This window comes from Planotetraspora thailandica, from assembly GCF_016863335.1.
Classification (GTDB): Bacteria; Actinomycetota; Actinomycetes; order Streptosporangiales; family Streptosporangiaceae; genus Planotetraspora; species Planotetraspora thailandica.
Genome location: NZ_BOOR01000008.1, coordinates 32912 through 59804, shown reverse-complemented (window position 1 = coordinate 59804; position 26893 = coordinate 32912). Strand labels below are relative to the sequence as shown.

The following is a 26893-nucleotide window of genomic DNA, read 5'->3' as shown; positions in this document are numbered from 1 at the left end:
TACGGCGAGGCGCTACCGTCGGGAGACGTGGACCTCGACGCTTTTCGCGACCTGCTCGAACCGGCCGGGCAGAAGGCCCTGGCCGAGGCCATGGAACTCGTCGCCGCAGGAACCGACCCGGTCACGGCCGCGACCCGGCTGCGCCGCGATCACTCGCCGGCCCTGACCTCGGCGGCGCTCACCCAGGCCGCCCTGCGGGCCCGCGCGGAGGCGAAGTTCGGCGCGGACGCGCCCGTGATGTATTTCACCCCGCAGGGGCTCGAACAGGCCACGCGTTCGCCCGTCGCGGAACACCGCGCCGCCCGGGCCCAGCGGCTGCTGGGGGGGCCGGCCGCGGCTCCCCGCGTGCTGGACGTGTGCTGCGGGATCGGCGGCGACGTCGTCGCGCTCGCCCGGGCGGGGTTCGCCGTCGACGCGGTCGACCTCGACCCGCTGACCGCGGAGGTCGCCGCCGCCAACGTGTCCGCCCTGGGCCTGACCGGCCGGGCCCGGATCCGTACGGCCGACGCGGTGGAGACCGACCCGTCGGGGTACGACCTGCTCTTCGCCGATCCCGCACGCCGGGGCGCCAGGGGGCGGATCTTCGATCCGATGGCCTACTCCCCAACGTGGCCCGCCGTACTGGATCTGGCCGGGCGGGCGCCGGCGGCCTGCGTCAAGGTGGCCCCCGGCATCCCTCACGAGCTCGTACCCGGCGGCGCGGAGGCCGAGTGGATCTCCCACCGGAGGGAGGTCAAGGAGGCGGCCATCTGGATCGGCACGGCGGCGCACGGGCGGCGCGCGACGATGTTGCCCTCGGGTGCGACGCTCACGCCGTCCGGAGCCGAAGCCGAGATCGGGCCGATCGGCCGATACCTCTACGAGCCCGACGGCGCCGCGATCCGGGCGCACCTGGTGGCCGAGGTGGCCGCGATGGTCGGGGGCCGCCTGATCGACCCGCAGATCGCCTACATCACCGCCGACCACCCGGCTTCCACGGAATGGGCGTCGCGCTACGAGGTCAGCGAGGTCATGCCGTTCTCGCTCAAGCGCCTGCGGGGTGCGCTCAGAGACCGGAGAATCGGGAACGCCACGATCAAGAAACGCGGTTCGGCGGTCGATGTGGAACGGCTCAGAAAGGACCTCCGGCTTTCCGGAGAGAATTCGGCCGTCGTCGTTCTCACCCGTGTCGGCGACCGGCCGTACGCGCTCCTTTGCGACCATTCTGAGCAGCACTGACAGGCCAATTCGGGCAATTCATCGAGAATTGCGACCTTTTACTGTCCACCCGGAAGGCATGCCGTTCAGGGCCTACAGTTGGCCGGACGTTCTGTTTCCCACGTTCGTTCATTTCCTCGAGACCGGGCCGATACCACCGCGTCGGCGAGTGAAGGAGCTTCCGGTGGACCATTCCAGCCACACCCTCCTCCAGGCGGGCAGCCAGACCGCCATCTCCGACCGGATGCGGGAGCTGCTGGCCCGCGCGGCTCAGGACCACGTCTACGAGCAGCGCACGCAGGGAGCCGTGCTCGACGAGATCCAGCAGCGCCTGGAGGGCATGGAGTGGCTGCTGCGGGAGGTGCGCGAACGCGAGCTCGGCGGCCTGAGCGGCGCCGTCGAGACGGTCGTGGGACGGCTCGACGACCTGGCCTCCCGCCCGCCCGCCTGGGCCGAGGACCTGGCCCGCCATGTGGAGGCCCTCAGGGAGCGCATGGACGCCGCGGGGTCGCAGACGCAGGATCTCACCGGCCAGGTCACCGCCCTCAGTCAGAGGGTCGGGCAGATCCACGCCGGCATGGAGGCCGCCGCCGTACGCTTCACCCGGCTCGACAAGGCCCTTGCCGAGCTCGCACAGCGGGCCGAGCGCATGGAGGGCGCGGTCATCGAGCGGCTGGGGGCCGTGGACGAGCGTGTGGGCTGCCTGGACGCACGAGTGGGCGGGCTGGCCGCGGAGCTCGACACCAGCGGCCTGCGTGCGGCCGTCGCCGAACTGGGCGAGGACATGACCGCCGCCGCGAGCTCGATCGCGCCGCTGCTCGACGCGATCAGAAGCAGGCCCGACCGCGACGAGCTGGCGGACGCCGTGTCCGGTGCGGCAGGCCAGGTCGTGGAGCCCGTCCACGCGGACCTGGCCCGGCGGCTGGCCGCGCTGGAGGAGACCATGCTCGCCCTGGCCGAGGCCCTGCTCCGCCCCGCACGTTCCGCCGCCGACTGACCCCGCCGACTGACGCCACCCCTTACGGCAGGCCGCGCCGGGGCCGAAGGATCAGACGTGCACGGCCGTGATCGGAAGAGACGAGTCGGCCGGGATCTCCAGGGTGGAGGGCGCGACGCCGGCGGCGACCAGCTCCGACCCGAGTGCGGCCACCATCGCGCCGTTGTCCGTGCACAACCCCGGCCGAGGCACGCGCAGCCGTACGCCCGCCGCGTCGCACCGCTCCTGGGCCAGGGCGCGCAGGCGCGAGTTGGCGGCCACACCGCCGCCGATCAGCAGGTCCTCCACGCCGTGCCGTGCGCACGCCTGCAGGGCCTTGCGGGTGAGCACGTCCACGACCGCCTCCTGGAACGACGCGGCGACGTCGGGGACCGACACGGTCTCCCCTGCCGCCTGGCGTGCCTCCACCCAGCGGGCGACCGCGGTCTTCAGGCCGGAGAAGGAGAAGTCGAGCGTGCCGTCGTCGTACTTCCCCCGCGGGAAGGCGACGGCCGCGCCCGAGCCCTCGCGGGCGGCCCTGTCGATGTGCGGCCCGCCGGGGAACGGCAGGCCGAGCACGCGGGCCACCTTGTCGAACGCCTCGCCCGCCGCGTCGTCCACGGTCGACCCCAGCGAGACGACCTCCTGGGCGACGTCGGGCACGAGCAGCAGCGAGGAGTGGCCTCCGGAGACCAGCAGCGCGATGGCGGGCTTGGGGAGCGGGCCGTGTTCGAGCTGGTCGACGGCCACGTGCGCGGCCAGGTGGTTCACCCCGTAGAGCGGCACACCGAGCCCGAGGGCGTAGGCCTTGGCGGCGGCGACGCCGACCAGAAGCGCCCCGGCGAGGCCGGGGCCCGCGGTGACGGCGACGGCGTCGATGTCGGAGAAGCGCAGGCCGGCCTTGGCGAGCGCACTCTCGACCGTCGGGGTCATCGCCTCCAGGTGGGCGCGTGAGGCGACCTCGGGCACCACTCCGCCGTATCTGGCGTGCTCCTCCATGCTGGAGGCGATCGTATCCGCGAGCAGCGTGTGACCGCGGACGATGCCCACGCCCGTCTCGTCGCAGGACGTCTCGATCCCCAGGACGATCGGCTCGTCGCGCCCGGTCATGATCATCCCCTCGCTCAGTTGAGTTTCTTCACCATCGTGATGGCGTCGGTTCCGTCGTCGTAGTAGCGCCTGCGCAGGCCGAGCCGTTCGAAGCCGAACCGGTCGTACATGGCCTGGGCGGGACCGTTGTCCGCGCGCACTTCGAGGAACACGGCCTCCGCGCCGCGGCGCACCGCCTCGGCGAGCAGCGTGTCCATCAGTGCGGCTCCGACGCCGGCTCTGCGGTGCCCGGCCAGGACGGCGATCGTCTGGATGTCCGCCTGGTCGGCGGCCGCCGCCAGCCCGCCGTACCCGACGATCTCGTCACCGACGCAGGCGACCACATAGTGCCGGGTACGGGGCTGGTCGCCCAGTTCGCCGCGCATCATGGACTCGCTCCACGCGTCGGAAGGGAACGTGGTGCGCTCGATCTCCATGACCACGGGGAGGTCGTCCATGGTCATCTGGCGGACCTTGACCGTCGTCATCGCCGGGCCCCCGACGGCCTCGGGCCTCGCACGGTCACGCGGTCACCTTCTTGGGCGCGCCGGGCACCTGGGCGTCCGGGCGGCGCAGGTAGATCGGCCGGGGCGGCCCCAGCACGCTCAGCTCCTGCGCCTTCTCCACCGAATCGACCCGGCCCTCGGGCACCCGGGCGAGCTCAGCGGCCTCCTCGGCCGACAGCGGAGCAAGCCGCTCGGCCGCCAGCGCCGCCAGCGCCCCGGCAGAGGGGTGCTCGGGACCGCTGATGCGGCCGGGCCCCACGATGTCGGCGTACATGCGGCCGCCGGCTCCGACCACGGGAAGCTCGCCGGGCAGGTCGTGCGGCTTGTCCACCCTGGGGCCGTCGAGACGCGTACGGGGGTCGCCGTACCTCGCCCAGAAGACCTCCTTGCGGCGCGCGTCGGTCGCGACCAGGAAGGGGCCGGGCAGCTCCGTGGCGTAGGCGAGGGCGTCGAGCGTGCACACGCCGAAGGCCGGGACCCCGGCGGTGGTGGCGAGCGCGGTCGCGGTCATGAGGCCGACCCGGAGTCCCGTGTACGGCCCGGGGCCGGTGCCGGCGACGATCGCGGTGAGGTCGCGCAGCGTCACGCCGGCCTCACGCAGGACCCGCTCGACCGCGGGCGCGAGGAGCTCTCCGTGCCGGCGGGCGTCGATCGTCGTCGACTCGGCCAGCACGCGGCCCCCGTCGTGCAGGGCGGCCGTGACGGCGGGAGTTGCGGTGTCGAAGGCCAAGACAAGCACGAAAGTCAAGGGTAGCCGCAGTGCCGGGGCGGCATGACCGGGCTCACACGACCGGGCCCGGTGGCCCGGCGTCGATGCGTCAGGTCTCCCCCGTGAACGAGGCGTAGACGATGACGTTGTCGCGGTACTGATGGTGCGCCCAGTCGAACGAGCCGCCACACGTGATCAACCGCAGCCCGTCTTCCGTGTAGACGCGCTCGGCGGGGAACTTGGTCTTGGGGATGCGCTCGACCGAGTCGACGCGGTAGTCGGCCGTCTTGCCGTCGCTCCGCACCACCTTGACCAACGCCCCCTTGCGGAGGTCGCGCAGCCGGTAGAACACCGCGGGGGCCGACTTGGTGTCGACGTGCCCGATGATCACGGAGGCCCCGGGGTCGCCGGGCACCGCACTGCCCGTGTACCACCCTGCGGTCGAAGGTTTGTCGAACGGCGGAAGCTGCACGTCGCCGGCCGAGTCGAGCCCGAGCTTCATGAGCGGGGCCTTCAGGCTCAGCGACGGAATGTCGATGCGCTTGGGCACGACGGGATCCGGGCGCTTGACGGATCGTTGCGGCGCGGGGTCGCCGTTCGCCGCGAACAGCGCGAGCCCGGTGACGATCCCGGCCACAAGCACCCACCGGGACGAAACCGCCAAGGTCAGGCTCCCGAACGCCTGCGCGCAGCGTAGACGCCGATCCCGGCCAGGCCCAGCACGACGACGGCGACCGAGACGCCCACGGGCAGTCCGGAGTCGTCGGACGGGCCGTCAGCCGCCGTACCGCCGCCCCCGGCGTGCGGCGCCCGGGTGGGGATGCGCGTGGGCTCCGTCTCGGGAGCCCTGACCCGGTAGGACGCGCTGCCGATGTCGTTGGTGGCCTCGCAGCGCACCTGGACCTTGTAACCTCCCGGCTTCGCGTCCGCGCGGACGGTGGCGCTGCCGGTCAGCTCCGGTACGGCGGGCTCGCCCGACGGTGAAGGGGTCGTCACCGGGGGCACGAGCGAGACCAGCCGGGTGAACCCGTCGGAGCGGGCGGTCGCGCGGTATTCGGGGCCGCCCTGCGGCAACGGGCACCGGGCCGTGATCCGCACGTTCCTGGTGGCGCCCCCCGTGACGGTCGCGGGCTCGACCTCGACGTGGATGTCCTGCCGGGAGATCGTGACCGACGGAGTCGGCAGCCCGGGGCTCAGCGTGATCGAAGCGCTCGGAGAGTCGGTCTGGGCCTGAGCCGTGCAGCCGAGCGCGCCGAAGAACAAAGCGCCCGCGACGGCGGCCTGCGTCACCCTGGTCACTGGCCCACCTCTCCCACGCCGGGTCATTTACCCAGAAAATCTATGCCAATCCATGACTAAGGATCTTCTTTTCGGGATGATCCGCAGCCGTGTCGAGGTGACAAGGGGGTTACTGTCCCGGCTCGGACGCGCTCCGTGCGCGTCCTTGGGATCACTCCATGCGCAGGCCCTCCGGCCGGGTGAGCCGCCACAGCGTCGGCAGGCTCGACGCGGTCACCAGCAGGACCACGGCCGCGCCGATGCCCGCCGAGATCGCGACCGCCGCCCAGTCGATCGACACGGGCACCGACACCATCCTCAGCAGAGCGACGCCGAGCCCCAGCCCGAAGACGACTGCGAGGACGATACCGATCATGACCGGTATGAACGTCTGCCAGAGCACCGACCAGCTCAGCGCGCTGCGCCGCGTGCCGACCGCGACGAGCATGGCGAGCAGCCGGCGCCGGTCGCGCAACTGTTCCACGGTTCCCACCAGCATGCTGGCCCCGATCAGCAGGAGCGTCACCATGACGCCCACGTAAAGGCCGCGACGGATGCCGTCGAACCTGCCTACGGTCTCACTGGCCGCCAGAGTCGCGACCGTCCCGACGGGATCGAGCTGCGCCACCACGTTCCTGACCCGCTCCATCGCGTCGGGATCGCCCGGGTCGACGCTGACGAACGTGTTCGCGATCAACCTCGGCATGGCCCTCGCGTCGATGGCACCCGGCGTGGCGAGGATGACGTCTTGGTAGACCCCGGAGGGGTCCTTGCGCGCGGGGACCTGCCGGGCGTCGCCCGGCACCTTCCACCGTGGCCCGCCCTCTCCGACCGTGACTGTGGCGCCGGGGCGGATGGCCTCCTGCGCGGCCGGGTCGACGGGCGTCGCCCGTGCGATGAAGACGTCACCGCCGGCGCATGATCCCAGGGCCGCGTACTCCGCCAGCGCGGCGCAATCGCCCACCTGCAACAAGGCGAAGACGGGATCCTGCCCGGCCGCTCCGGCATGCGGCTCGGCGGACACGCCGCCGACCAGCGTCTCGGTGGCGCGGGTCACCCCCGGTGTGGCGCGCAGCCTCACCGCGATCAGTCCCGCCGACGCCGGGTCGTGGGTGCGGATCTGCGCCTGCGCCCGGGATGGGTCCTGCCGGGTCTGAACGGTCGACTCCTTCTGCGCGGCCGCGAAGAGCATCTGCAGGGCGATGGCGCCGGCGACCGCGACCGCGATCCCGTTGACCAGGCGCGCCGACATGGCACTGTCGAGCTGCAGCCGCCGGACGGCGAGCTGCCAGCCGACAGGGCCTCCGCCCAAGGGGCGCACGACCAGCTCGATCACCCAGGGGAGCACGGTGACCGCGCCGATCAGCAACAGGACGGCCCCCGCCGCGACCTGGTATTGAACGACGCCGCCCATGGTCTCGGGTAGACCGCCGACCAGTGGGACGAGAAGCGCCAGGCCGATCCCGGGCAGGACCAGCCGCCACCAGAGCCTGCGCCGCGGCGGAGTCGCGCGCCGGGTCACTCCCAGCGGCTCGATCGCCACCCCTCGCAGTGCGATCACGCTCACCGCCACCGACATCGCCGGTACGGCCAGCACGATGACGGCGACAAGCGGAAGGCTCGGCCGTACGTCCGACGCGTAGACGCTGATGTCCCAGAGTGAGACCATCGGCGCGACCTGGCGGCCGACGAGGAACAGCACACCGCCGACCACGAGCCCGAGGCAGGCGCCGGCCATCGTCTCGCCTGCCGCCATCAGGCGGGTCATCCGGCGGTCGGCGCCGATCAGCCGGAGGGCCGCCATCCGCCGGTCACGGCTCTCGCTTCCGAACCGTACGGCCGCGGCCAGGAAGACCGCGATGGGCAGCAACAGCACGACGATGATGATCACGACGAGGATGGTGAGCACCGTCCCCAGCCCCTCCGAGGAAGGGCTGTCGCCGAAGGTTCGCAGCCTGGTGACCTCGTCGGCGGGCAGGGCGTCGACGCCGCGGTAGAAGGCCAGCTCACCCGGGCCGGACAGGCCTTCCTGCCGGATCGTCCCGGTCACCCGGGCGCCGTCGAGGCGTGGGGCGAACAGACGTCCGTCCGGCGAGTCGAGCAGTTCCCTCAGCGCCGGCGAAACCACGACCTCGCCGGGCCGGGGAACGGCCGTGAGTCCGGGCGGGATCGGGGCCCGCGGACCTTCGGGGTGCAGGAGACGCCCGTGCACCGGCGTATGGCGGAATAGGGTGTCGGCCTGCGCCACCAGCATGGTGTCGGCCGCCGCCGGGATCTGCTCCCCCAACCGCAGGTCGCTGCGGGCGGCGGTGCGTTCCTGGCGGGCCTGCAACGCGCCCGGCACCGCGGCGGCAAGCAGGAGCAGAGCGACGCCGATCCCCACGCCCACCGCGGTGAGAACGGTGCGGGTCCAGCCGTCGCGGCCGCCGGCGAAGGCGAACCGCATACCCAGCAGCACGTCGCGCGAGGCGGACGCCCGGCCCCGGCCGACGCTCACAGCGCCCCCTCCATTTCCCGCGCGATGTCGCGGGTGCGGCCGTCGCGCACGACGATTTCACGATCGGAGTATCCGGCGACCCGCGCTTCGTGGGTCACCAGCACCACGGCCGCGCCCGTCTCGCGGGCCGCCTCGGTCAGCAGTCGCATCACCCGTTCACCGTTGAGGGAGTCGAGGGCGCCGGTCGGCTCGTCGGCGAACACCGCACGTGGCCGCGTGACGAGCGCACGGGCCACGGCGACCCGCTGGCCCTGACCTCCTGAGACCTCCCCCGGCCGTTTCCGCCCCACGTCGGCGAGGTCGAGACGATCCAGCCACTCGGCGGCCCGGGCCTCGGCCTCACGGCGGCGGACCCCCTCCATGCGCAGCGGGAGCGCGATGTTCTCCAGGCAGGTCAGCTCCGGCACCAGCTGACCGAACTGGAAGACGAAGCCGAACTGGGTGCGGCGCAACGCACTGCGTTCCCCGTCGGACAACGCCGAGATCTCGGCGCCCTGATAACGCACGTGACCGGAGTCGGGCCGGACGATGCCGGCGAGGCAGTGCAGCAGGGTTGACTTGCCCGATCCCGACGGCCCCATGATGGCGACGATCTCACCGGCCCGGATGGCGATCGAGGCGCCGTCGAGCGCCTTCGTCGGACCGAACGCCTTGTGCAGGCCGTCGGCCTCCAGTAACGGCTGCCCGGTCATGCCCGCACCTGCCTGCGGAGGTCATCGAGCCGGGCCGCGGTCAGCTCCAGCCAGCGCAGGTCGGCGTCGAGGTGGAACAGCGCGTGGTCACAGACGAGGTTGTCAGCGAGGTCGCCGCCTGCCTTGCGCCGGGTGAGCTCCCGCATCAACCGGAGGTGCTCGGCCCGCTGCACGTCGAGCAGGTCGGCGGCGGACCGGCCCGTGAGCAGGGCCAGGATCACCTTGGTGTAGAGGGTGTTCTGCAGATACGGCTCGGGCTTCTCCGCGCTCGCCAGCCACAGCTCGACGTCGCTCACTCCGGCGGAGGTGACGGCGTACCGCTTGCGCTCCGGGCCTTCACCTGGCTCGACGCCGTCGAGTTCGACGAGGCCGTCTTTCAGCAGCCGCGAGAGCGTGGCGTAGACCTGACCGTAGTGCAGGGGGCGGGCATGGCCGAACCGGTCGTCGTACGTCTTCTTCAGGTCGTAGCCATGACGCGGTCCGGACTCGAGGAGGCCGAGGAAAGTCTGTCCAATCGACATGCCAGAGAATATACACACGATGTATACATGCCGTGTGTACGATCTGACGTGTGGTTCTTCACTGCTCGAATGAGGAGACGTGCGAAGAGAAGCGGCGGAGCCGGAGACTCAGAGGACGGCGCCGGTCCACCGGGCGCCGACGCCGCGGAGCCGCACCAGGCGCCGCTCGCCATCGTCGCCGCGCTCGATGTGGATCTCGAGCCGCTCGTCGGAGAGCCCTTCGACGAGACCCTCGCCCCATTCGACGACCGTGACCGACTCGTCGAGCGAGGCGTCCAGATCGAGGTCGTCGACCTCCAGCGAGCCGCCCAGCCGGTAGGCGTCCGCGTGGACGAGGGCGGGGCCGCCGGACAACGACGGATGCACGCGGGCGATGACGAAGGTGGGCGAGGTGATGGGCCCGCGCACGCCGAGCCCGTCGGCGATGCCCTGCACGAGTGTGGTCTTGCCCGCTCCGAGCGGCCCGCTGAGCACGACTAGGTCGCCGGGGCCCAGCAGCGTGGCCAGGCGGGCCCCCACGGCCCGCATCTCCTCCGCGGTCGCCGCGCCGATCTCCTGCTCGACGGCCTGCGGGCCCGATGGTGTCACGCTCACGTCTCGCCCCTTTCCGCCCGCTTCAGCAGCTCGCGCAGCGCGTCGTTGACGACACCCGGCCGTTCGAGCTGCACGAGGTGAGAGGTGGCGGGCACCGTGGTCAGTTCCGCGGCCGGCACCGCCGCCGCGATCGCCTTGCTGTGGTCGAGGGGGGTCAGCCAGTCGCGCTCGCCGACGATGATCGCCGTGGGCACCTTGTTGAGCACGTCGAGCGCGGTCAGCTTGTCGTGCGACATCAGCGCGGGGTAGAAGTCGGCGATCACCTCACTCGGCGTGGCCCTGATCATCGACTCGACGAAGTCGACCACGGTGGGGCTCACGCTCTTGGAGTCGCCGAAGCCGAGGTAGCGCAGCGCGAGAAAGGACAGGTCCGTACCCGCCTCCCGGCCGCGGTCGACGAGGTTTCCGCTCCTGCGCATGACCGACACCGCCGAGGGCACGGCCTTGTGCACGACCTTGGAGACCAGGGCGGGCAGCCCCAGCGTGAGCTCGGCCAGCTTGCCCGCGGAGGTGGAGATGAGCGAGACGCCCCGCACCTTGTCGCCGAACAGCTCAGGCCGCCGGTCGGCCAGCGCCATGATCGTCATGCCGCCCATGGAGTGCCCGACCAGCACGCAAGGGCCGGGGACGAGTTCGTCGAGCACGAGCGCGAGGTCCTCGCCGAGCCGGTCGATCGAGCAGTCCTCCGAGCGTCCCGACTGGCCGTGGCAGCGCTGGTCCCACATCACCAGGCGGTAGGACTCGCGCAGGTCGCGCCACTGGTAATGCCAGGAGTCGAGCGTCAGGCAGTATCCGTGGCACAACACCACGGTGAGCGGTGCGTCGTCCGGCCCGTCGATCTCGGCGTGGATGCGCACCCCGTCGGGGGTCGTGACCGTCTCCCGCCGCCCGCGAAGCTCGCCGAACGGCTCGTTGGCCTCCAGGTCGGGGCGCAGCCGGATGCGGCCGACCGCGTACCGCTTGGCCAGAGCCGCCGCGGCCACGCCGGCCGAAGCCGCACCGACGACGGCCCCGGCGAGGCCGACCTTGCGACGTGTGCTCATTCGTGCTTCTCCTCGCAACCGCTGCTCAGCGTCCGTCCAGGTGGACGCGAGGCACGCGGGACCCGATCCTCGTCACGATCTCATGAGTGATCGTGCCCAGGGAATCCGCCCATTCCTGACATGTCGGCTCACCATGGTCCCCTGGCCCAAAAATGATCACTTCATCGCCCTGCTCCGCGACGTCGTCCCCGAGGTCGATCATGAATTGGTCCATGCAGACCCGACCGGCGATCGTGCGCCTCTTCCCCGAGGCCAGCACCTCGCCGCGGTTGGTCGCGTCGCGCATGATCCCGTCGGCGTACCCGAGGGGGACCAGGCCGAGCGTCGTCTCCCGCTCCGTGACGTACAGGTGGCCGTAGGAGACGCCGGAACCGGCGGGGACCCGCTTGACCTGGGCCAGCCGGGCCGTGAGGGTCATGGCCGGGCGCAGCCCGAAGCCGCCGAGCTCCGGAACGGGGCTCAGGCCGTAGACGGCGATGCCCGTGCGCACCATGTCATATCGGGCGCGGGGCAACGTCATCGTGGCGGCCGAGTTGGCGATGTGCCTGATGACGCCGCTGGAGACGCCCGCCTTGTCGGCGATCGCGAGCGCCTCGTCGAAGGTCGAGACCTGCGCGTCGATCGACGGATGCCCGGGAATGTCGGCGCAGGCGAAATGCGACCAGATGCCCACGATCTCGATGGCTCCCCCGGCCTGTACGGCCAGGGCCCTGTCGAGCAGCGACGGCCATTCCGCCATCGGCGCCCCGCCCCGCGAGATGCCGGTGTCCACCTTCAGATGCACGCGCGCGGTCCTGCCCGTACGGCCGGCCGCCGCCGTGATCTCGTCGATCACCCAGGGCGCGCTCGCCGACAGCTCCACGTCCTGAAGCAGCGCCTCATCCAGCGGCTCACCCGGCGTGATGATCCACGACAGGACGGGCGCGGTCACCCCCGCGGCACGCAGGGCGAGCGCCTCGCGGACGAAGGCGGTGCCGAGCCGGGCGGCGCCCGCCTCCAAGCACGCCCGTGCGACGGGCACGAGGCCGTGACCGTAGGCGTCGGCCTTTACTGCCGCCATCAGCGTGGCACCGGGAGCATGCCCGGCCAGGAGGGCGACGTTGTGACGGATGGCGGCGAGATCAACACGCGCCTCGGCCGGGGTGACCAGGCGCGCCGTCGAGGAACTCATTCCCCCAGTCTGTCAGGTGCCCCCCGGTGCCCGGCACCATGAAAGATCTCGGCTGCACCACGTGTCACGCGGCCTGCCAGGCGTATCGCCGGAGGTCGTCAGAGGCGGCGCAGAGCCTCGGGCAGTGCCAGCGCGACGTCGAGCGCGGCGATCGGAGCCTCACCCGGCCCGTGCCCCTTGGCGGCGATCCTGGCCGCCAGGCCGTGCACGTGCGCCGCGGCGGAGACGGCGTCATAGCCGCTCAGCCCGCCCGCCATGAACGCCCCGGCGATGCCGGACAACACGTCGCCCGTGCCCCCGGTGGCCAGCCACGGCGTGCCGGTGGTGATCGCCCGGACCGGGCGGCCCACCTCGGCGATCAGCGTGGTCGAGCCCTTCAGCAGCACGGTGACGCCCAGCTCCCGCGCGGCCTGCCGTACGTGCTCTAGGCGCCGGGCCTCGATCTGCTTCCTCGGCACTCCCAGGAGCCGGGACAGCTCGCCCGCGTGCGGCGTCATCACCGTCGGCGCCGACCGGCGCAGGAGGTCGCGGTCGGCGGCCACGATGGTGAGCCCGTCGGCGTCCACGAGCACGGGGACGTCGGACGCGAGCACGGCCGCCGCGAGGGCATGGGCTTCGGGGCCCGTCCCCATCCCCGGGCCGAGCACCCACGCCTGCACCCGGCCGACCTCCTCGATCGACGCCCGCCCGGGCTCGGCGCCCAGAACGGTGGTCACCACCTCGGGCCAGCGTGCCCGGACGAGGGCGACCGGCTCGGCGGAGCTCGCGAAACGCACCATGCCCGCTCCCGCGCGCACGGCTCCCCCTGCCGACAGCACAGCCGCGCCGGTGTATCTGTCGCTTCCCGCGATGATCCCCACGACCCCCCGCCGGTATTTGTCCGACTCGGCAGCGGGCCGCGGCAGCATCCCCGCCACGTCCTCGTCGGTGAGCGCGACGACGTCGGGATCGGGCAGATGGGGGCCGAGCCCGATGTCCACCAGCTCGACGGCGCCCGCGTGCGTGGCGCCGGGGTGGATCAGCAGGCCGCTCTTGTACGCGCCGAACGTCACCGTCATGTGGGCCCGCACGGCCGGGCCGTCGACCTGCCCGGTGTTCCCGCCGACCTGACCCGTGCTCGCGTCGACCCCGCTCGGCACGTCGACCGCCACCACGACCGCCCGCGTCCCCGCGAGCATCCCGGCGAGCGTGCCGTACGGCTCTCGCAGCGCGCCGCTGCCGCCGATGCCGACGAGCCCGTCCATCACGAGGTCGGCGTCGGCGATGTGTTCCTCTGCGGCCTGCGGCGTGTAGGCGGTCGCGCGTCCGCCGGCCTTCAGCAGCGCGTCAAGACCCGCCTGATGGGTGCGCGACCCGGCGAGCACGGCCACGACCCTGGCTCCCCTGCGCGCGAGCCGGGCCCCGGCGAACAGGGCGTCGCCCCCGTTGTCCCCGCTGCCGGTGAGCACCGTGACGCGGGAGCCGTACACCCGGCCGTGCACTCCGGTGAGCAGGCGGGCGCACACGACGGCCAGGCCCGCCGCCGCCCGCTGCATGAGCGTGCCCTCGGGCAGTTCGGCCATGAGCGCCTGCTCGGCGGCCCGGATCTGGTCGGAGGTGTAGGCGGTCCGCATGCGTCCGACGGTAACCCTCGGCCGTCCCGGCCGCGATCAGCGCCCCCGGGGGTCAGGACTCGGCGACCACATAGGCGATCGCCACTCCGCCGTCGTGCGAGAGCGACACGTGCCAGCGGGTGACCCCGAGTTCGCCGGCCACCTCCGCGGCCCGGCCGGTCACCTGTACGGCAGGCCGTCCGTCGGCGTCCTTGACCACCTCGGCCTCCCGGTGGCTGAGGCCGGGCGGCCCGCCCAGAGCCTTGGCCACGGCCTCCTTCGCGGCGAACCTCGCCGCCAGCGAGGCCGGCGGCAACGTCTGCTCGGCCTCGGTGAACAGGCGCGTCCGGAGCGCGGGGGTGCGCTCGAGCGCCGCACGGAAACGCGCCACGTCGACCACGTCAACCCCGATGCCCACGATCACTCGGCCAGCGTACGCCGCAAAGAATGAGGGGTGTCGGGGCATCTTTCCCACTTCATCACATAAGTAATCCATCGATTTTTGTCCACAGGCTGTGCACGACCCGGCCTCGGTCCTCCGCAAAGCGATCGAATACTCTTCCGACGTGGCAGATGGAGACGCATATGTCGAGCTCAGCCGGAACCAGTGGCGCGACCTTCGCAAGAACACGCCGCTGACCCTGACTGAGGCGGAGCTGGAAGAGCTGCGGGGCGTGGATGACCCGATCGACCTCGCCGAGGTGACCGACATCTATCTGCCGCTCACCCGCCTGCTCAACCTGCACTTCACCGGCTCGCGCCAGCGCAGCGCCGCCGTGGGCGCCTTCCTCGGCGAGCCCGAGGAGCGCGTGCCGTACGTGCTGGGGATCGCGGGGAGCGTGGCCGTCGGCAAGTCGACGACCGCCCGGCTCCTGCACACCCTGCTGGCCCGCTGGCCGGAACACCCCCGGGTCGACCTGGTGACGACCGACAGCTTCCTCTACCCCAACAAGGTGCTGGAAGAGCGCGGGATCATGCACCGCAAGGGCTTCCCGGAAAGCTACGACAGGCGGGCGCTGGTGGGCTTCGTCGCCGACGTCAAGTCCGGCCGCGCCTCGGTCGACGCCCCGGTCTACAGCCACCTCGAATACGACATCGTGCCGGGCGCGGCCCAGACGGTCCGGCGGCCCGACATCCTGATCGTCGAAGGGCTCAACGTGCTCCAGCCCGCCCCGCCCACGGCGCTGGCGGTCTGCGACTACTTCGACTTCTCCATCTATGTGGACGCCGCCGTCGAGGACATCAGGAACTGGTACGTCGACCGGTTCCACAAGCTTCGCCGCACCGCGTTCTCCGATCCCCGGTCGTACTTCAAGAACATCGCGGAACTGTCCGACGAGGACGCCACCGAGTTCGCCAGGAACGTGTGGCGCGACATCAACGAGGTCAACCTCGTGGAGAACATCGCCCCCACCCGCGCCCGGGCAGGCCTGATCCTCAGCAAGGGGCCGGACCACTCCGTCCGGCAGGTGCGGCTGCGCCGCACCTGAGTTTTCACGCCGCTCCCGGCGCGGTTCCGCCGTACATAATCGGGGAGTGCTGCATCTACGGGTGATCACCCCGCCCGACCGGACGGACAAGGTCGTGGAGCTGCTCGAGCGGGGCACCGGCGTGACCAACGTCGTGCTCCTGCCCTCGGCGGCCCGTCGCCCTCCCGGCGACGTGGTGCTCGCGGACGTGGCGCGGGAGGCCGCCGACGACCTGATCGCCGACCTGAAGAATCTCGGCCTGGCCGACGACGGCTCGATCGCCCTCGAGGACATCGCGGTGTCGATCTCGCGGGGCGCCGTCGAAGCGGAGGAGAAGGCGCCGGGCGAGGGCGACGACGCGGTCATCTGGGACCAGCTCGCCCAGAAGGTCGTCGCCGACTCACGCGGCACGTGGGCGTTCCTCGCCTTCCTCGCCATCGCCACCCAGATCGCGGCCATCGGCGTGCTCATCCCCTCCCAGATCCTGATCGTCGGCGCCATGGTGCTCGGCCCCGAGTTCGGTGCCGTCTCCGCGATCTGCTTCGGGTTGCTGACGGTGAGGTGGGCCCTGGTCGGTACGGCCGTCCGCACGTTGCTCGCGGGTTTCGCGACCGCCGTAGCCGTGACGTTCGCCTGCGCCTTCGTCTCGCGCGGGCTCGGCTGGGTCGAGCCCGACATGTTGCGACACAACGACGAGGTGCATTTCATCGTGATGCCCGACCGGTGGTCGTTCATCGTGGCGCTGCTCGCGGGCGCCGCCGGGGTGCTGTCCGTCACGGCGGGCAAGTCGTCGGCGCTGGTCGGCGTGTTCATCTCGGTCACGACCGTGCCCGCGGCCGGATACATGGCGGTCGCCCTGGCTCTGGGACGGTGGCCCGAGGTCGGCGGCTCCGCGCTGCAACTCGTCGTGAACATCGCCGGCATGGTCGTGGCGGGGACGGCGACGCTGCTGGTGCAGCGCGGCCTGTGGCGGAGGTACGGCCCCCGCCTACCCGCGACCCGGGCATGACGCCCGGCGATCTCGGTACACCTGAGGCTGAGGTGCGATTCGTCCCAACGAAGGAGGCCCGCCGGCAGCCCCGCCAAGTAGGGTGCCGGTCATGACACCGAGCGTCACCGCCTGCATCTCGACCGAGGGGCTGACCAAACAATTCCCCCGGGTCACCGCGCTCGAGAACCTCACGGTCACGACCGAGGCCGGGGTGACCGGCCTGGTCGGCGCCAACGGAGCGGGCAAGTCCACCCTGATCAAGATCCTGCTCGGCCTGCAGCCGGCCACCTCCGGCCGCGCCCACGTGCTGGGCATGGACACCGCCACGCAGGGGGTGGACATCCGCCGGGTCGTGGGCTACATGCCCGAGCACGACTGCCTCCCGCCCGACGTGTCCGCCACCGAGTTCGTGGTGCACATGGCCCAGATGTCGGGCCTGCCCCGCACGGCGGCCCGGGAGCGGGCGGCCGACACGCTGCGGCACGTCGGCCTCTACGAGGAGCGCTACCGCCCCATCGGCGGTTACTCCACGGGCATGCGCCAGCGGGTCAAGCTCGCCCAGGCCCTCGTCCACGACCCCCGCCTGGTCTTCCTCGACGAGCCGACCAACGGCCTCGACCCGCAGGGGCGCGACGAGATGCTGGCGCTGATCCGGCGCATCGGCGCCGACTTCGGCATCAGCGTGCTCGTCACCTCCCACCTGCTGGGCGAGCTGGAACGCGTCTGCGACCACGTCATCGTGATCGACTCCGGCCGGTTGCTGCGCTCGTCGTCCATCGGAGAGTTCACCCAGGCCACCCAGGCGATCGCCGTCGAAGTCGAGGACGGCTTGCAGTCCCTCGCCGAGCGCCTGACCGCCGCAGGCGAGGCCGTGGCCGTACAGGGGAGACTGCTGACCGTCCAGGTGCCCGCCCACGACGAGGCCGGGCGCACCTACGACGCGGTGCGTGACGCCGTCTGCGATCTCAACCTCAACCTCGTACGGCTGGAGCAGCGGCGCGGCCACATCGAGGACGTGTTCAAGGAGCCGGCAGCATGACGATCCAGCCGACCGGGGTCATCCACGACATCGGATACCGCCACTACGAGGGTGAACGGCTCGGCCGCGGTCACGTGGTCGCCGCGCTCACCCGCCACAGCCTCAGGGGCGTCTTCGGGCTCGGCCGTACGGCCAAGGCCAAGATCATGCCGTTCCTGCTGGCGATGATCATGTTGCTCCCGGCCGTGGTGTCGATCGCCATCATGGCGCTGGTCAAACAGCAGGGCCTGCAGTATCACGACTACGCGACGATCATGCAGCCCGTGCTCGCCATCTTCCTCGCCGCGCAGGCGCCCTACCTCGTCGCGCCCGACCTGCGCTTCCAGGTGCTCCCGTTGTATCTGTCCCGTCCGGTGACCGTGCTCGACTACCTCGGGGCCAAGCTCGCCGCGATGACGTCCGCCATGTTCCTGGTGCTCGCGACGCCGCTCACCCTCCTGTTCATCGGCGAACTCCTGGTGGACCTGCCGGGACCGCCGCACACGACCGACTACGTCGCCTCGATGGTGAGCGCCGCCGTACTCGCCGTGCTGCTCGCCTCGCTCGGCCTCGCCCTCGCTTCCTTCACGCCGCGGCGCGGGCTCGGCGTCGCCTCGGTGATCGCGTTCTACCTGTTCGCCTCGACCGTCTCGTTGGTGTTCTACGGCGCGTTCGAGTCGATGGGCCAGGACGACACAGCCAAATGGGCGATGCTGATCAATCCGTTCTTCCTGGTCGACGCCGTACAGGTGTCGCTGTTCGGTACCCCGCCGTCCAACGGGACGGGCTATCCCCCGGGCCCGTGGGCGTGCCTGATCGTGATCGGCGTGATCGCCGCCGCCCTGTCCGGCCTCGTGCTCCGCTACCGGAAGGCGACGTCGTCATGACCATGACCTCCGCTCAGACCGCCACGCGGCACAGCGTCGTCGAGCTCACCCAGGTGTCCCGGTGGTACGGCAACGTCGTCGCCGTCAACGACGTCACGATGACGATCGGCCCTGGCGTCACCGGCCTGCTGGGCCCCAACGGCGCGGGCAAGTCCACGCTGCTCCACATGATGGCCGGGTTCCTCGCGCCCTCGGGCGGCACGGCCACACTCAACGGGCAGCGCATCTGGCGCAACCACGAGATCTACCGGCTCATCGGGCTCGTTCCTGAGAAGGAGGCCGTCTACGGCTTCCTCACCGGCTGGCAGTTCGTTTTGTCGGCCGCGCGGCTGCACGGGCTGCCCTCCCCTGAGGAGGCCGCGGCGCAGGCCCTCGATCTCGTGGACATGAAAAAGCCCAAGGACCGCAGGATCGAGACCTACTCCAAGGGCATGCGCCAGCGGGTCAAGGTGGCGGCGGCGCTGGTGCACAAGCCCCAGGTGCTGCTGCTCGACGAGCCGTTCAACGGTATGGACCCCCGCCAGCGGCTGCACCTCATGGAGCTCATCCGCGAGCTCGGGGCCGCCGGCCGTACGATCCTCTTCAGCTCGCACATCCTCGAAGAGGTCGAGCGGGTCGCCCAGCAGATCGAAGTCCTCGTCGCCGGACGGCATGCCGCATCGGGCGACTACCGGGAGATCCGCCGGCGGATGACCGACCGGCCCCACCTGTTCCGGGTGCGGTCGAGCGACGACAGGCGGCTGGCCGCGGCGCTGATCGCCGACCCATCGTCCAGCGCGGTGTCGATGACCGAGCAGGGGATTGAAGTGCAGGCCACGGACTTCCGCCGCTTCACCTGGCTGCTGCCCCGGCTCGCCCGTGACATCGACGTCCACCTGTGGCAGGTCTCCCCCACCGACGAGGACCTGGAAAGCGTCTTCGCCTACCTGATCTCCAGGAGCTCGACATGAGCATCCCTGCCCACCCGCGAGTCGGCCGGGCGAGGCACGAGCCCCGAGCGCCGAAGGAAGGCAGCGCCTCAGGCGCGCCGATGACCAGTCGAGCGGAGCGAGACCGATGAACCCGCGAATCGGCGCGGCGCTGCCTGGACAGAGAAGCGAGCGGGCGAGGCACGAGCCCCGAGCGCCGAAGGAAGGCAGCGCCTCAGGCGCGCCGATGAGCAGTCGAGCGGAGCGAGACCGATGAACGCAGTCGTGGCGGATATCACCTATCGGGCGATGCTGGGGCGCAAGCGCATCTGGCTGCTCGTGCTGCTGCCGGTGGCTTTGATCGGCATGGCGGCGCTGCTGAGGCTGATCGGCGGGTGGGATGAGCACACCGCGGTCATCCTGATGCGGACCTTCTCGATCAGCACGATGTTGCCGCTTCTCGGGCTCATCGCCGGGACGGGGGTGATCGGGCCGGAGATCGAGGACGGCACGATCATGCACCTGCTGGCCAAGCCGATCTCCCGCCCGGTGATCGTGCTGACGAAGTTCATGGTGGCGGCGTCGCTGGTCGCGGCGTTCGGGGCGGTGTCCACGTTCGTGGCGGGCTACATCATGGTCCGCGACGAGTCGGGAGTGGCCTACGGCTTCGCCCTCGGCTCCCTGGCCGGCGGCGTGGCGTATGCGGCGGTCTTCCTGCTGCTGGGGGTGCTCACCCGCCACGCGGTCACGATCGGCATCATCTACGCCCTGGTGTGGGAGGGCCTGGTGGGCGGATACGTGCCCGGGGCGCGGACGTTGTCCATCCAGCAGTGGGCCACGTCGATCGCCGACCAGATCTCGTCGTCGGCCTTCTTCTCCACGGACGTCAAGCTGAGCTTCGCCGTACCCGCGTTGATCGTCGTGACGATCGGCTCAGTCCTGTGGGCCGGGCAGCGCCTGCGCTCCCTGTCCCTCACCGGCGAGGAGTGACCTTCCGGCCAGCGACCATGTGGTGTGGCACAGCCCGCGAACTCCTCATTCTTGGCATTGGACGTGAGGATACGCTGAGCCCATGAATCCGCGGCTTCTTGAACTTCACCTCGCGTCGTTCAAGACGTTCCAGGGCGCAACTCTGGATTTGTCAGACATGACCGTTCTTATCGGACGGAACAGCAGCGGGAAATCTAATGCACTTGATGGGCTTGAAGTTCTCTCCCGCCTGGCCTCCGGTGGTGACATCGTCGATGCCCTCGACAGCCGTCGAGGTGACGAAGGACCTCTACGGGGAGGCATGGAGGGATGTCCGCCACACGGCTCCGACGAGTTTCGTCTCGGCTGCAGGGTTACCTCTGAGCGCCTGAACACCGGATACATAGTCGTCGATCTCGACGTCACAGTGCGTGTGCGTCCTGAGCCTGAAATCGTGAGCGAGACGCTGCGCGGATTTTCAGGATCGCATCGCCGGACTCGGGACGCCGAAGAACGAGCGTGGCACACTTTGCTGAACACCAACGGTCCGTCACCGGGTCCCGGAAGCATTGGCGCGACATGGTATCGAGGAACGCGGGGCCGTGATCCGCGAGCCGCCTTCAGATCGAACAGACTACTGACGACGCAACTTCCTCTGCGACTTGCGCGGGACACGAAGGTCGAACAGCATGTTGCTCAAGCAGCCGAGGACGTCTTGGAGGCGTTGCGAGGCGTGTTCCATCTCGACCCCATTCCGCATCTCATGCGTCAGTACGTTCCTGGGCGGGACGTGCGGCTGCGCCGTACCGCGGAGAACCTCTCGGCGGTCATCGGGCAGATGGCGGAGCGCGACCCCGAGCAGTTCACCGAACTTGTGCGCCTCGTCCAGGCCCTTGTCGAGCATGAGGTCACTGGCGTCGAGGTCATCAGATCCGAACTGAACGACGTGATGCTCGCCCTCAGGGAAGGAACAGCGACGACTCCGGCGCGCGAGATGAGCGACGGCCTCCTGCGTTTCATGGCGATCGCCGCCGCCCTGTTGCGCAAGGGTCGCGACCTCGACCTCGGGGGACGCGACCTCGCCGATGAGGGCCGTCCCGTGACCATCGTGATCGAAGAGCTCGAAAACGGGCTCCATCCTTCGCAGGCGGCCCGCTCACTCGATCTTGTGAAACGTTCGAGCTCCGCGCAGGACACACAAGTGATCTTCACGACTCACAGCCCGGCTCTCCTGTCCGCATTGGACGCCAAGGATCACCAGAGCGTCGTTGTCTGTACGCGTGACCGTGACACCGGTCTTTCCCGGCTCGATCGACTGCCAGAGGTTCACGGATATCCGAGTCTCATGGCCAAGGGTTCACTGGGTGACATCGCGACATCCGGAATGCTCGAACACAGCCAAGAACCGCAGCGCGACTTCACCGCCTTCGACCGGCTCATGGGATTGGGTTGACATGCGCCGAGTGGAGTTCGTGGACACCTCGATCCTCTGCAACCTCCGTGACGTCCCGGGAAAGAACCAGGACCGGGAGCAGGTCCAGCGCGAGCTGCGGCACAGGAAGACGGCCTGCGACCTGATCCTGCCGGTCACCAGCGTCATCGAGACAGGTAATCACATCGCCCAACTTCCGCGCGGGCACGAGCGACGCGACCGGGCCGACCGCCTCTCGCAACTGCTCGAACTGGTCATCAGCGGTCAGGCCCCTTGGGTCCTCCACACAGTCGAGTGGGGAGAAGGCTTCTTACGCGAACTCCTGACTGGAGCGGGAACGCACACGAGCCTGACCGACCACGCGACGACAGGCCTCGGCCTCGGCGATCTCTGCATACTCGCCGAAAGGCAGCTCTATCTGCAGCGAGTCACCGGAGTAGAGGTCGGAATCTGGACCCTTGACGGGCAGCTCAGCGCGCATTCGTAGCGGTGCGCCGGAAACGCGAAGGGCCTCCCCGCACCCGAGTGCGGGGAGGCCCTGGCGAAACGGTCAGGCGCAGACCGTGCGGACGACGTCCGCCAGGTGCTGTGCCACGGACGACGCCTTGTCGTGCGACTCGGCCTCGACCATCACGCGGATCATGGGTTCGGTGCCGCTCGGCCGGATCAGCACCCGGCCGGAGTCGCCGAGATCCGCCTCGGCCTTGGCGACGGCGGCCAGCAGCTCGGGCGCGGACGCCTTCGCCTTGGCGACGTCGCGCACGTTGATCAGCACCTGGGGCAGCTTGGTCATCGCCGAGGCGAGCTCGGACAGCGAGAGCTTCGACTTCGCCACCTCGGCCATCAGATGCAGTGAGGTGAGGAGCCCGTCACCGGTCGTGGCGTGATCGAGCATGATCACATGACCGGACTGTTCCCCGCCGAAGTTGAACCCGCCCTCCTGCATCGCCTCCAGGACGTACCGGTCACCCACGGCGGTCTCCACCATGGTCAGCCCGGCGTTCCGGAGAGCGATCTTGAATCCGAGGTTGGACATCACGGTGGCGACCACGGTGTTCTCGACCAGTCGGCCGGCGTCCCGCATCGCGAGCGCGAGGATCGTCATGATCTGGTCGCCGTCGATCTCGTCGCCCTCGGCGGTCACCGCGAGACAACGGTCGGCGTCGCCGTCGTAGGCGACTCCGAGATCGGCGCCGCGCTCGACGACGGCCTGCTTGAGGCCGTCCAGGTGGGTCGATCCGACACCATCGTTGATGTTGAGACCGTCCGGGCTGGCGCCGATGGTCTCCACCACCGCGCCCGACCGCAGCAACGCCTCGGGGGCGACCATGTGGGCCGCGCCGTGCGCGCAGTCCACGACCACCTGCAAACCGTCGAGACGGTGGGGCAGGGCGCCCAGAAGGTGGGTCACATACCGGTCGGCCTCGCCGTACGCCTCCCGGACCCGGCCCACGGAGGAGCCGACCGGGCGTTCCCACTTCTCACCGAGACGGTTCTCGATCTCGTTCTCCACCGCGTCGGGCAACTTGAAGCCGCCGCGGGTGAAGAACTTGATCCCGTTGTCCGGGGCCGGGTTGTGGGACGCGGACAGCATGACGCCGAGGTCGGCTCCCAGTGCGGATGTCAAATAAGCGACCGCCGGGGTGGGCAGCACGCCGAGCCGGAGCACGTCCACGCCAGACGACGCGAGGCCGGCGACCACAGAAGCCTCCAGGAACTCTCCTGAGGCTCGAGGGTCCCGGCCTACGACGGCGATCGGGCGGCCGCGCCGCCCGACGCTGGCGTGGAACGCCCCAGCATCGCCGAGGACATGCGCGGCGGCCACGGACAGATCCATGGCCAGTTCCGCGGTGAGGTCGCGACCCGCGACCCCACGTACCCCGTCGGTGCCGAAAAGGCGCCCCAACTTAACGCTTGCTGTACTGCGGAGCCTTGCGGGCCTTCTTGAGGCCGTACTTCTTCCGCTCCGTGGCGCGGGCGTCACGGGTGAGGAAGCCGGCCTTCTTCAGCGGCGGGCGGTTGACCTCGGCGTCCAGAATGGCGAGCGCGCGGGACAGGCCCATGCGCAGCGCACCGGCCTGGCCGGTCACGCCGCCGCCGTCGATGCGGGCGATGACGTCGAACTGGTCCTCAGCGCCGAGCACGACGAACGGCTCGTTCACGATCTGCTGGTGGACCTTGTTCGGGAAGTAGACGTCCAGCGGACGGCCGTTGATCGTCCACTTGCCGGTGCCCGGCACGATGCGGACACGGGCGACGGCCTCCTTGCGGCGGCCGGTGCCGTACGAGTTGCCCGTGGTGACGGGCTTGCGCACGGGGGCGTCGCTCGCAGGGGTGGACTCGGTGGTGTACTCGGACGGGAACTCCTCCGCGGAGAAGTCTTCCAGCTCGCCCTCGACGAGCGTCTCGGTACCGGTGGGCTCGGCCACGGTTCTCCTCTTACTTTCCTGGCTCGGCGTTACTGGGCGATCTGGGTGATCTCGAAGGGCACCGGCCTCTGGGCCTGGTGCGGGTGCTCGGCTCCGGCGTAGACCTTCAGCTTCTTCGCCATCCGCCGGCCGAGGGCGTTCTTGGGCAGCATGCCCTTGACCGCCTTCTCCACGGCTCGGTCCGGGCGCTTCTCCATGAGCTCGCCGTAGGACACGGCGCGCAGACCGCCGGGGTAACCCGAGTGACGGTATGCCTTCTTCTGCTCGAGCTTGTTGCCGGTCAGGGCGACCTTGTCCGCGTTGATGACGATGACGAAGTCACCGGTGTCGACGTGGGGCGCGAAGATCGGCTTGTGCTTGCCGCGAAGGAGGGTGGCGACGTGGCTGGCCAGCCGGCCGAGCACGACGTCGGTGGCGTCGATGACGTACCACTGACGTTCGACGTCGTTGGGCTTCGGTGAGAACGTGCGCACGGCAGTGCCTTCTGTCGGGATGTGAACTCTCGGTAGGTTGCGCAGGCACGGCGACAACCTCCGTCTCCACAAGAACGGGAGAAGACGCCGGACGCGCCGTGTACCGGTCGTCTCTGAGACCGGTCCACACACAACGAACTAGCAGACTAACCGACCTCTCACGGCCGGGTCAAAACGACGAGCCGCCACCCGCCGGTACGGCCAGGCAAAAGGGGCGGCGGGGCCCGGCTCCGATAAACATTTGAAAGCTCAGCAAATACTTTCCCGCTGTCCCCTTCTACCACATGCCATAGATCCCTATATTTAACTGCGCTATGTGGCAGACCCCTCACACCCGGCATAACCGGTGGACGGCCCGGCGCGGGACCCGCGTTGGCGCACTGGCGTGTGTGATGGCCGTGATGCTCGTCGGCATCGTGATCGGCAGGCTGTCGATGAACGGCGACGACGTCGACCACGTCTACCTGCGCAATTCCCAGCCTTCACCGACCGGGACAGCGAAATCCCCCCGGGACCGCCCGCCGCTGCAGCATGCCTCCCGGGCCGCGTCGCCTCCCTCGCGTTCATCGGCGCCGATCGCCCAGCCGTCCCCTCAAGCCAAGGGGACCCCAGGCCGGCAGCGCGGCCCCGGCGGCAACCGCGGGAACGGCCGGATGGTCAAGGGCTTCGCGAGCAAGAAGGTCGTGGACCTCGTCAACGCCGCACGCCGCAAGGCGGGGTGCGGCCCGCTGCGCGTGGATCCGCGGCTCGTCAAGTCGGCGATGATGCACTCGCTGGAGATGGCGCGAAGCAACGACTTCGACCACGACTCCCCCGGCGGGGAGACCCCCTGGTCGCGCATGGCCGATGCGGGCTACAAGGACGGCGGCGCGGAGAACATCGCCCGCGGCTACCAGAGTGCCGAAGCAGCCGTCCGTGGCTGGATGGCCAGCCCCGGCCACAGCCGCAACATTCTCAACTGCAGGCTGGAGGCGACGGGGGTCTGGGTGGCCCTCGGTCCGGGCGGCCCGTGGTGGACCCAGGACTTCGGGTATTCGTGACCCTTCCTCATGTGCCCTGATACCCGGCTAATCTCGGGCGCATGGGTTATCCGGGCGACCAGCAACCACATCGCCAGCCGTACACGCCGTCCGACTCGCCGCTCAGGCGGGACGCTCCCCCGTACCAGGACGACGAGATCGCCTCGCCGTTCGGCGCGCCGCCACGGGAGCCCTCGCCCTACAGCACCGGCGACATGCCCGGGCCGTTCGGCGCGGCAGGCGGGCCCCGGCAGGACCCCTCGTACGGCTCGGCGTCGCCCTACGGCACAGGTGACCCGTACGGCTCCACCCGGCAGGAGACCTCGCCGTACGACGTGCAAGGAGGGTTCGGGCAGGGGCCCGGCTACGAGCAGGACCCGTACGGCGGCCAGGCCGGCCATTGGCCCGGCACCTCGGGACAGGCCCCGGCGTACACGGCGAACACGGATGACCCGTTCGGCAACGGCCCCAATTCGGGCGGTCCCTACGGCCAGACTCCCCCGGAGGGATACGGCACCGGCCAGAACCCGGCCATGCCCCCCGCCCCGCCGTCGCCTCAGGACGGACCGGGCAACGACTGGGACCCGTACGCCCCCAAGCCGCTTTGGCGGCGCCCCGCCGTGCTGGGCGTCGGACTGGTGGCGTTGATCGCCGCCCTGTTCCTGGGGTTGTGGGTCGCCTCCAAGGGCGACTCCGCGCCGGTGCGCACCCAGGTCATGCCGACGCCGACGATCAGCGTGCCGAAGGCCCCTCCGGGCAAGTACGGCTACGCCGAGTCGAGGGCGACGGATAAAACCCCCTTGTCGATCAAGGAGTTGTTCGGCAAGAAGCAGGTGACCCAGAGCCGCCGCACTTACGCCATGACCATCTACCACAAGGACAAGACCTGTGCCGACGGCATCTCCGGCACGAACTCCGGGTCGAAGCTCAAGGCGGCGCTGAAGTCCGGCGGCTGCACCCAGATGATCCGTGCCAGCTTCCGGGATGCCAAGGGCAACATCATCGGAACGATCGGCGTCGCGAATCTGAAGACTTCGGCCGCCGCGAAGAAGGTCGCCTCGGCGGGTGGCGGCAAGGAGCGGACCGACTGGCTCAAGCCGCTTCCCGGCAAGGACACGGTCACCAAGAAGCTCGGTGACGGCGACGCGTACGCGGGCGGCTGGACGCACGGCCACTACGCCGTTTTGTTGTGGTTCCAGTTCAAGGACGGGCACAAGCCGAGCAACGCAGGGCTGAAGCAGCTCTATCAGGCCGCGGTCGACATCACCGACGCCACGGTCTTCCCGGCCCTCGAGACCCGGTCGCTCACCGGAGGGCACGCCTGAGCAGCGTGGTCACCAGTGCCTTCATAAGGTGATCTATTCGGACGAACGCGCACCTGCGCCCATGCGGAAACGCCCATAGCGACACGGCGATCTCGTGCACGCCGATAC

The 26893-nt window shown here is 70.2% G+C and carries 28 protein-coding genes; 12 read left to right on the top strand and 16 right to left on the bottom strand.

All coding sequences use genetic code 11. The features are described from left to right. Positions 1-27 precede the first annotated feature (27 nt). Together Pth03_RS07380 and Pth03_RS07375 are read left to right on the top strand one after the other, a co-directional pair. Entirely contained in the window at positions 28-1218 is a 1191-nt protein-coding gene (locus Pth03_RS07380) for a class I SAM-dependent methyltransferase (protein ID WP_203943380.1), read from the top strand. A 163-nt stretch (positions 1219-1381) separates the two neighbouring features. Then, a complete protein-coding gene (locus tag Pth03_RS07375) occupies positions 1382-2194 on the top strand; it encodes a hypothetical protein (protein WP_203943379.1) in 813 nt (270 codons plus the stop codon). Positions 2195-2245: 51 nt separating this feature from the next. Here Pth03_RS07375 and tsaD read toward each other — a convergent pair whose 3' ends face one another. The 13 genes from tsaD to Pth03_RS07310 form a co-directional block, all read right to left on the bottom strand. Continuing rightward, a complete protein-coding gene (tsaD, locus tag Pth03_RS07370) occupies positions 2246-3283 on the bottom strand; it encodes a tRNA (adenosine(37)-N6)-threonylcarbamoyltransferase complex transferase subunit TsaD (RefSeq protein ID WP_203943378.1) in 1038 nt (345 codons plus the stop codon). Between the two features lie 14 nt (positions 3284-3297). Then, positions 3298-3750, bottom strand: a complete 453-nt coding sequence (gene rimI / locus Pth03_RS07365; protein WP_203943377.1) for a ribosomal protein S18-alanine N-acetyltransferase — start codon at positions 3748-3750, stop codon at positions 3298-3300. A 34-nt stretch (positions 3751-3784) separates the two neighbouring features. Then, complete coding sequence (gene tsaB, locus Pth03_RS07360) at positions 3785-4507, bottom strand: tRNA (adenosine(37)-N6)-threonylcarbamoyltransferase complex dimerization subunit type 1 TsaB (protein WP_203943376.1); 723 nt, start codon at positions 4505-4507, stop codon at positions 3785-3787. Between the two features lie 79 nt (positions 4508-4586). Then, on the bottom strand, positions 4587-5141 hold the full coding sequence (locus tag Pth03_RS07355) for a class F sortase (protein WP_203943375.1): 555 nt from the start codon (positions 5139-5141) through the stop codon (positions 4587-4589). A gap of 2 nt (positions 5142-5143) precedes the next feature. Further along, positions 5144-5776 carry a hypothetical protein gene (locus Pth03_RS07350; protein WP_203943374.1) on the bottom strand — a complete coding sequence of 211 codons (633 nt, stop codon included), beginning with the start codon at positions 5774-5776 and terminating at the stop codon, positions 5144-5146. 151 nt (positions 5777-5927) lie between these two features. Continuing rightward, positions 5928-8252, bottom strand: a complete 2325-nt coding sequence (locus Pth03_RS07345) for an ABC transporter permease (protein ID WP_203943373.1) — start codon at positions 8250-8252, stop codon at positions 5928-5930. Continuing rightward, entirely contained in the window at positions 8249-8944 is a 696-nt protein-coding gene (locus tag Pth03_RS07340) for an ABC transporter ATP-binding protein (protein WP_203943372.1), read from the bottom strand. Before Pth03_RS07340 ends, Pth03_RS07345 begins: the two co-directional genes overlap by 4 nt. Next, complete coding sequence (locus Pth03_RS07335) at positions 8941-9465, bottom strand: PadR family transcriptional regulator (protein ID WP_203943371.1); 525 nt, start codon at positions 9463-9465, stop codon at positions 8941-8943. Before Pth03_RS07335 ends, Pth03_RS07340 begins: the two co-directional genes overlap by 4 nt. Positions 9466-9573: 108 nt before the next feature. Further along, positions 9574-9993: a tRNA (adenosine(37)-N6)-threonylcarbamoyltransferase complex ATPase subunit type 1 TsaE gene (tsaE, locus tag Pth03_RS07330; RefSeq protein ID WP_203943638.1), complete on the bottom strand. Its 420-nt coding sequence runs from the start codon at positions 9991-9993 to the stop codon at positions 9574-9576. Between the two features lie 62 nt (positions 9994-10055). Then, a complete protein-coding gene (locus tag Pth03_RS07325) occupies positions 10056-11102 on the bottom strand; it encodes an alpha/beta fold hydrolase (RefSeq protein WP_203943370.1) in 1047 nt (348 codons plus the stop codon). 25 nt (positions 11103-11127) lie between these two features. Next, complete coding sequence (gene alr, locus Pth03_RS07320; protein WP_239118828.1) at positions 11128-12273, bottom strand: alanine racemase; 1146 nt, start codon at positions 12271-12273, stop codon at positions 11128-11130. A 98-nt stretch (positions 12274-12371) separates the two neighbouring features. Further along, complete coding sequence (locus Pth03_RS07315) at positions 12372-13886, bottom strand: NAD(P)H-hydrate dehydratase (RefSeq protein WP_203943369.1); 1515 nt, start codon at positions 13884-13886, stop codon at positions 12372-12374. A gap of 52 nt (positions 13887-13938) precedes the next feature. Next, positions 13939-14289, bottom strand: a complete 351-nt coding sequence (locus Pth03_RS07310) for a holo-ACP synthase (RefSeq protein ID WP_203943368.1) — start codon at positions 14287-14289, stop codon at positions 13939-13941. Positions 14290-14413: 124 nt separating this feature from the next. Here Pth03_RS07310 and coaA point away from each other — a divergent pair, with 124 nt between their 5' ends. The 8 genes from coaA to Pth03_RS07270 all read left to right on the top strand — a co-directional run bounded on the left by coaA (position 14414) and on the right by Pth03_RS07270 (position 22026). Beyond that, positions 14414-15355, top strand: coding sequence for a type I pantothenate kinase (gene coaA, locus Pth03_RS07305; protein WP_373318512.1), 942 nt, complete (start codon positions 14414-14416; stop codon positions 15353-15355). Between the two features lie 46 nt (positions 15356-15401). After that, positions 15402-16343, top strand: coding sequence for a DUF389 domain-containing protein (locus tag Pth03_RS07300; RefSeq protein WP_203943366.1), 942 nt, complete (start codon positions 15402-15404; stop codon positions 16341-16343). Positions 16344-16434: 91 nt separating this feature from the next. Continuing rightward, complete coding sequence (locus tag Pth03_RS07295) at positions 16435-17364, top strand: ABC transporter ATP-binding protein (protein ID WP_203943365.1); 930 nt, start codon at positions 16435-16437, stop codon at positions 17362-17364. Continuing rightward, entirely contained in the window at positions 17361-18230 is an 870-nt protein-coding gene (locus Pth03_RS07290; protein WP_203943364.1) for an ABC transporter permease, read from the top strand. Before Pth03_RS07295 ends, Pth03_RS07290 begins: the two co-directional genes overlap by 4 nt. Next, positions 18227-19180 (top strand): ABC transporter ATP-binding protein, encoded by a 954-nt coding sequence (locus tag Pth03_RS07285; RefSeq protein ID WP_239118827.1) that lies wholly within the window; start codon positions 18227-18229, stop codon positions 19178-19180. Before Pth03_RS07290 ends, Pth03_RS07285 begins: the two co-directional genes overlap by 4 nt. Positions 19181-19411: 231 nt before the next feature. Next, the gene (locus tag Pth03_RS07280) at positions 19412-20128 is read left to right on the top strand and encodes an ABC transporter permease (RefSeq protein ID WP_203943363.1); all 717 of its coding nucleotides are present in this window, start codon (positions 19412-19414) and stop codon (positions 20126-20128) included. An 82-nt stretch (positions 20129-20210) separates the two neighbouring features. After that, positions 20211-21560, top strand: a complete 1350-nt coding sequence (locus Pth03_RS07275; protein WP_203943362.1) for an AAA family ATPase — start codon at positions 20211-20213, stop codon at positions 21558-21560. Position 21561: 1 nt separating this feature from the next. After that, a complete protein-coding gene (locus Pth03_RS07270) occupies positions 21562-22026 on the top strand; it encodes a hypothetical protein (RefSeq protein ID WP_203943361.1) in 465 nt (154 codons plus the stop codon). Positions 22027-22089: 63 nt separating this feature from the next. Here Pth03_RS07270 and glmM read toward each other — a convergent pair whose 3' ends face one another. The 3 genes from glmM to rplM are packed head-to-tail and all read right to left on the bottom strand — an operon-like array spanning position 22090 to position 24441. Further along, positions 22090-23445 (bottom strand): phosphoglucosamine mutase, encoded by a 1356-nt coding sequence (glmM, locus tag Pth03_RS07265; RefSeq protein ID WP_203943360.1) that lies wholly within the window; start codon positions 23443-23445, stop codon positions 22090-22092. A gap of 1 nt (position 23446) precedes the next feature. Then, positions 23447-23968, bottom strand: a complete 522-nt coding sequence (rpsI, locus tag Pth03_RS07260; RefSeq protein WP_203943359.1) for a 30S ribosomal protein S9 — start codon at positions 23966-23968, stop codon at positions 23447-23449. A 29-nt stretch (positions 23969-23997) separates the two neighbouring features. Beyond that, positions 23998-24441: a 50S ribosomal protein L13 gene (gene rplM / locus Pth03_RS07255; RefSeq protein WP_203943358.1), complete on the bottom strand. Its 444-nt coding sequence runs from the start codon at positions 24439-24441 to the stop codon at positions 23998-24000. Positions 24442-24842: 401 nt separating this feature from the next. On the opposite strand from rplM, the gene Pth03_RS07250 reads away from it, so the two are divergent. Both Pth03_RS07250 and Pth03_RS07245 read left to right on the top strand, forming a co-directional pair. Next, on the top strand, positions 24843-25481 hold the full coding sequence (locus Pth03_RS07250) for a CAP domain-containing protein (protein ID WP_203943357.1): 639 nt from the start codon (positions 24843-24845) through the stop codon (positions 25479-25481). Positions 25482-25522: 41 nt separating this feature from the next. Then, entirely contained in the window at positions 25523-26785 is a 1263-nt protein-coding gene (locus Pth03_RS07245) for a hypothetical protein (RefSeq protein WP_203943356.1), read from the top strand. The last annotated feature ends 108 nt before the right edge of the window (positions 26786-26893 follow it).

What these genes read in the sequence shown, in the direction of transcription:
- alr (WP_239118828.1), bottom strand. Translation starts at nt 12,273, where the DNA reads ATGAGTTCCTCGACGGCGCGCCTGGTCACCCCGGCCGAGGCGCGTGTT.
- tsaD (WP_203943378.1), bottom strand. Translation starts at nt 3,283, where the DNA reads ATGACCGGGCGCGACGAGCCGATCGTCCTGGGGATCGAGACGTCCTGC.
- Pth03_RS07270 (WP_203943361.1), top strand. Translation starts at nt 21,562, where the DNA reads ATGCGCCGAGTGGAGTTCGTGGACACCTCGATCCTCTGCAACCTCCGT.
- Pth03_RS07290 (WP_203943364.1), top strand. Translation starts at nt 17,361, where the DNA reads ATGACGATCCAGCCGACCGGGGTCATCCACGACATCGGATACCGCCAC.
- Pth03_RS07295 (WP_203943365.1), top strand. Translation starts at nt 16,435, where the DNA reads ATGACACCGAGCGTCACCGCCTGCATCTCGACCGAGGGGCTGACCAAA.
- tsaE (WP_203943638.1), bottom strand. Translation starts at nt 9,993, where the DNA reads ATGCGGGCCGTGGGGGCCCGCCTGGCCACGCTGCTGGGCCCCGGCGAC.
- Pth03_RS07280 (WP_203943363.1), top strand. Translation starts at nt 19,412, where the DNA reads ATGAACGCAGTCGTGGCGGATATCACCTATCGGGCGATGCTGGGGCGC.
- Pth03_RS07340 (WP_203943372.1), bottom strand. Translation starts at nt 8,944, where the DNA reads ATGACCGGGCAGCCGTTACTGGAGGCCGACGGCCTGCACAAGGCGTTC.
- Pth03_RS07315 (WP_203943369.1), bottom strand. Translation starts at nt 13,886, where the DNA reads ATGCGGACCGCCTACACCTCCGACCAGATCCGGGCCGCCGAGCAGGCG.
- Pth03_RS07250 (WP_203943357.1), top strand. Translation starts at nt 24,843, where the DNA reads ATGCTCGTCGGCATCGTGATCGGCAGGCTGTCGATGAACGGCGACGAC.
- Pth03_RS07335 (WP_203943371.1), bottom strand. Translation starts at nt 9,465, where the DNA reads ATGTCGATTGGACAGACTTTCCTCGGCCTCCTCGAGTCCGGACCGCGT.
- Pth03_RS07275 (WP_203943362.1), top strand. Translation starts at nt 20,211, where the DNA reads ATGAATCCGCGGCTTCTTGAACTTCACCTCGCGTCGTTCAAGACGTTC.
- rimI (WP_203943377.1), bottom strand. Translation starts at nt 3,750, where the DNA reads ATGACGACGGTCAAGGTCCGCCAGATGACCATGGACGACCTCCCCGTG.
- Pth03_RS07325 (WP_203943370.1), bottom strand. Translation starts at nt 11,102, where the DNA reads ATGAGCACACGTCGCAAGGTCGGCCTCGCCGGGGCCGTCGTCGGTGCG.
- Pth03_RS07245 (WP_203943356.1), top strand. Translation starts at nt 25,523, where the DNA reads ATGGGTTATCCGGGCGACCAGCAACCACATCGCCAGCCGTACACGCCG.
- Pth03_RS07285 (WP_239118827.1), top strand. Translation starts at nt 18,227, where the DNA reads ATGACCATGACCTCCGCTCAGACCGCCACGCGGCACAGCGTCGTCGAG.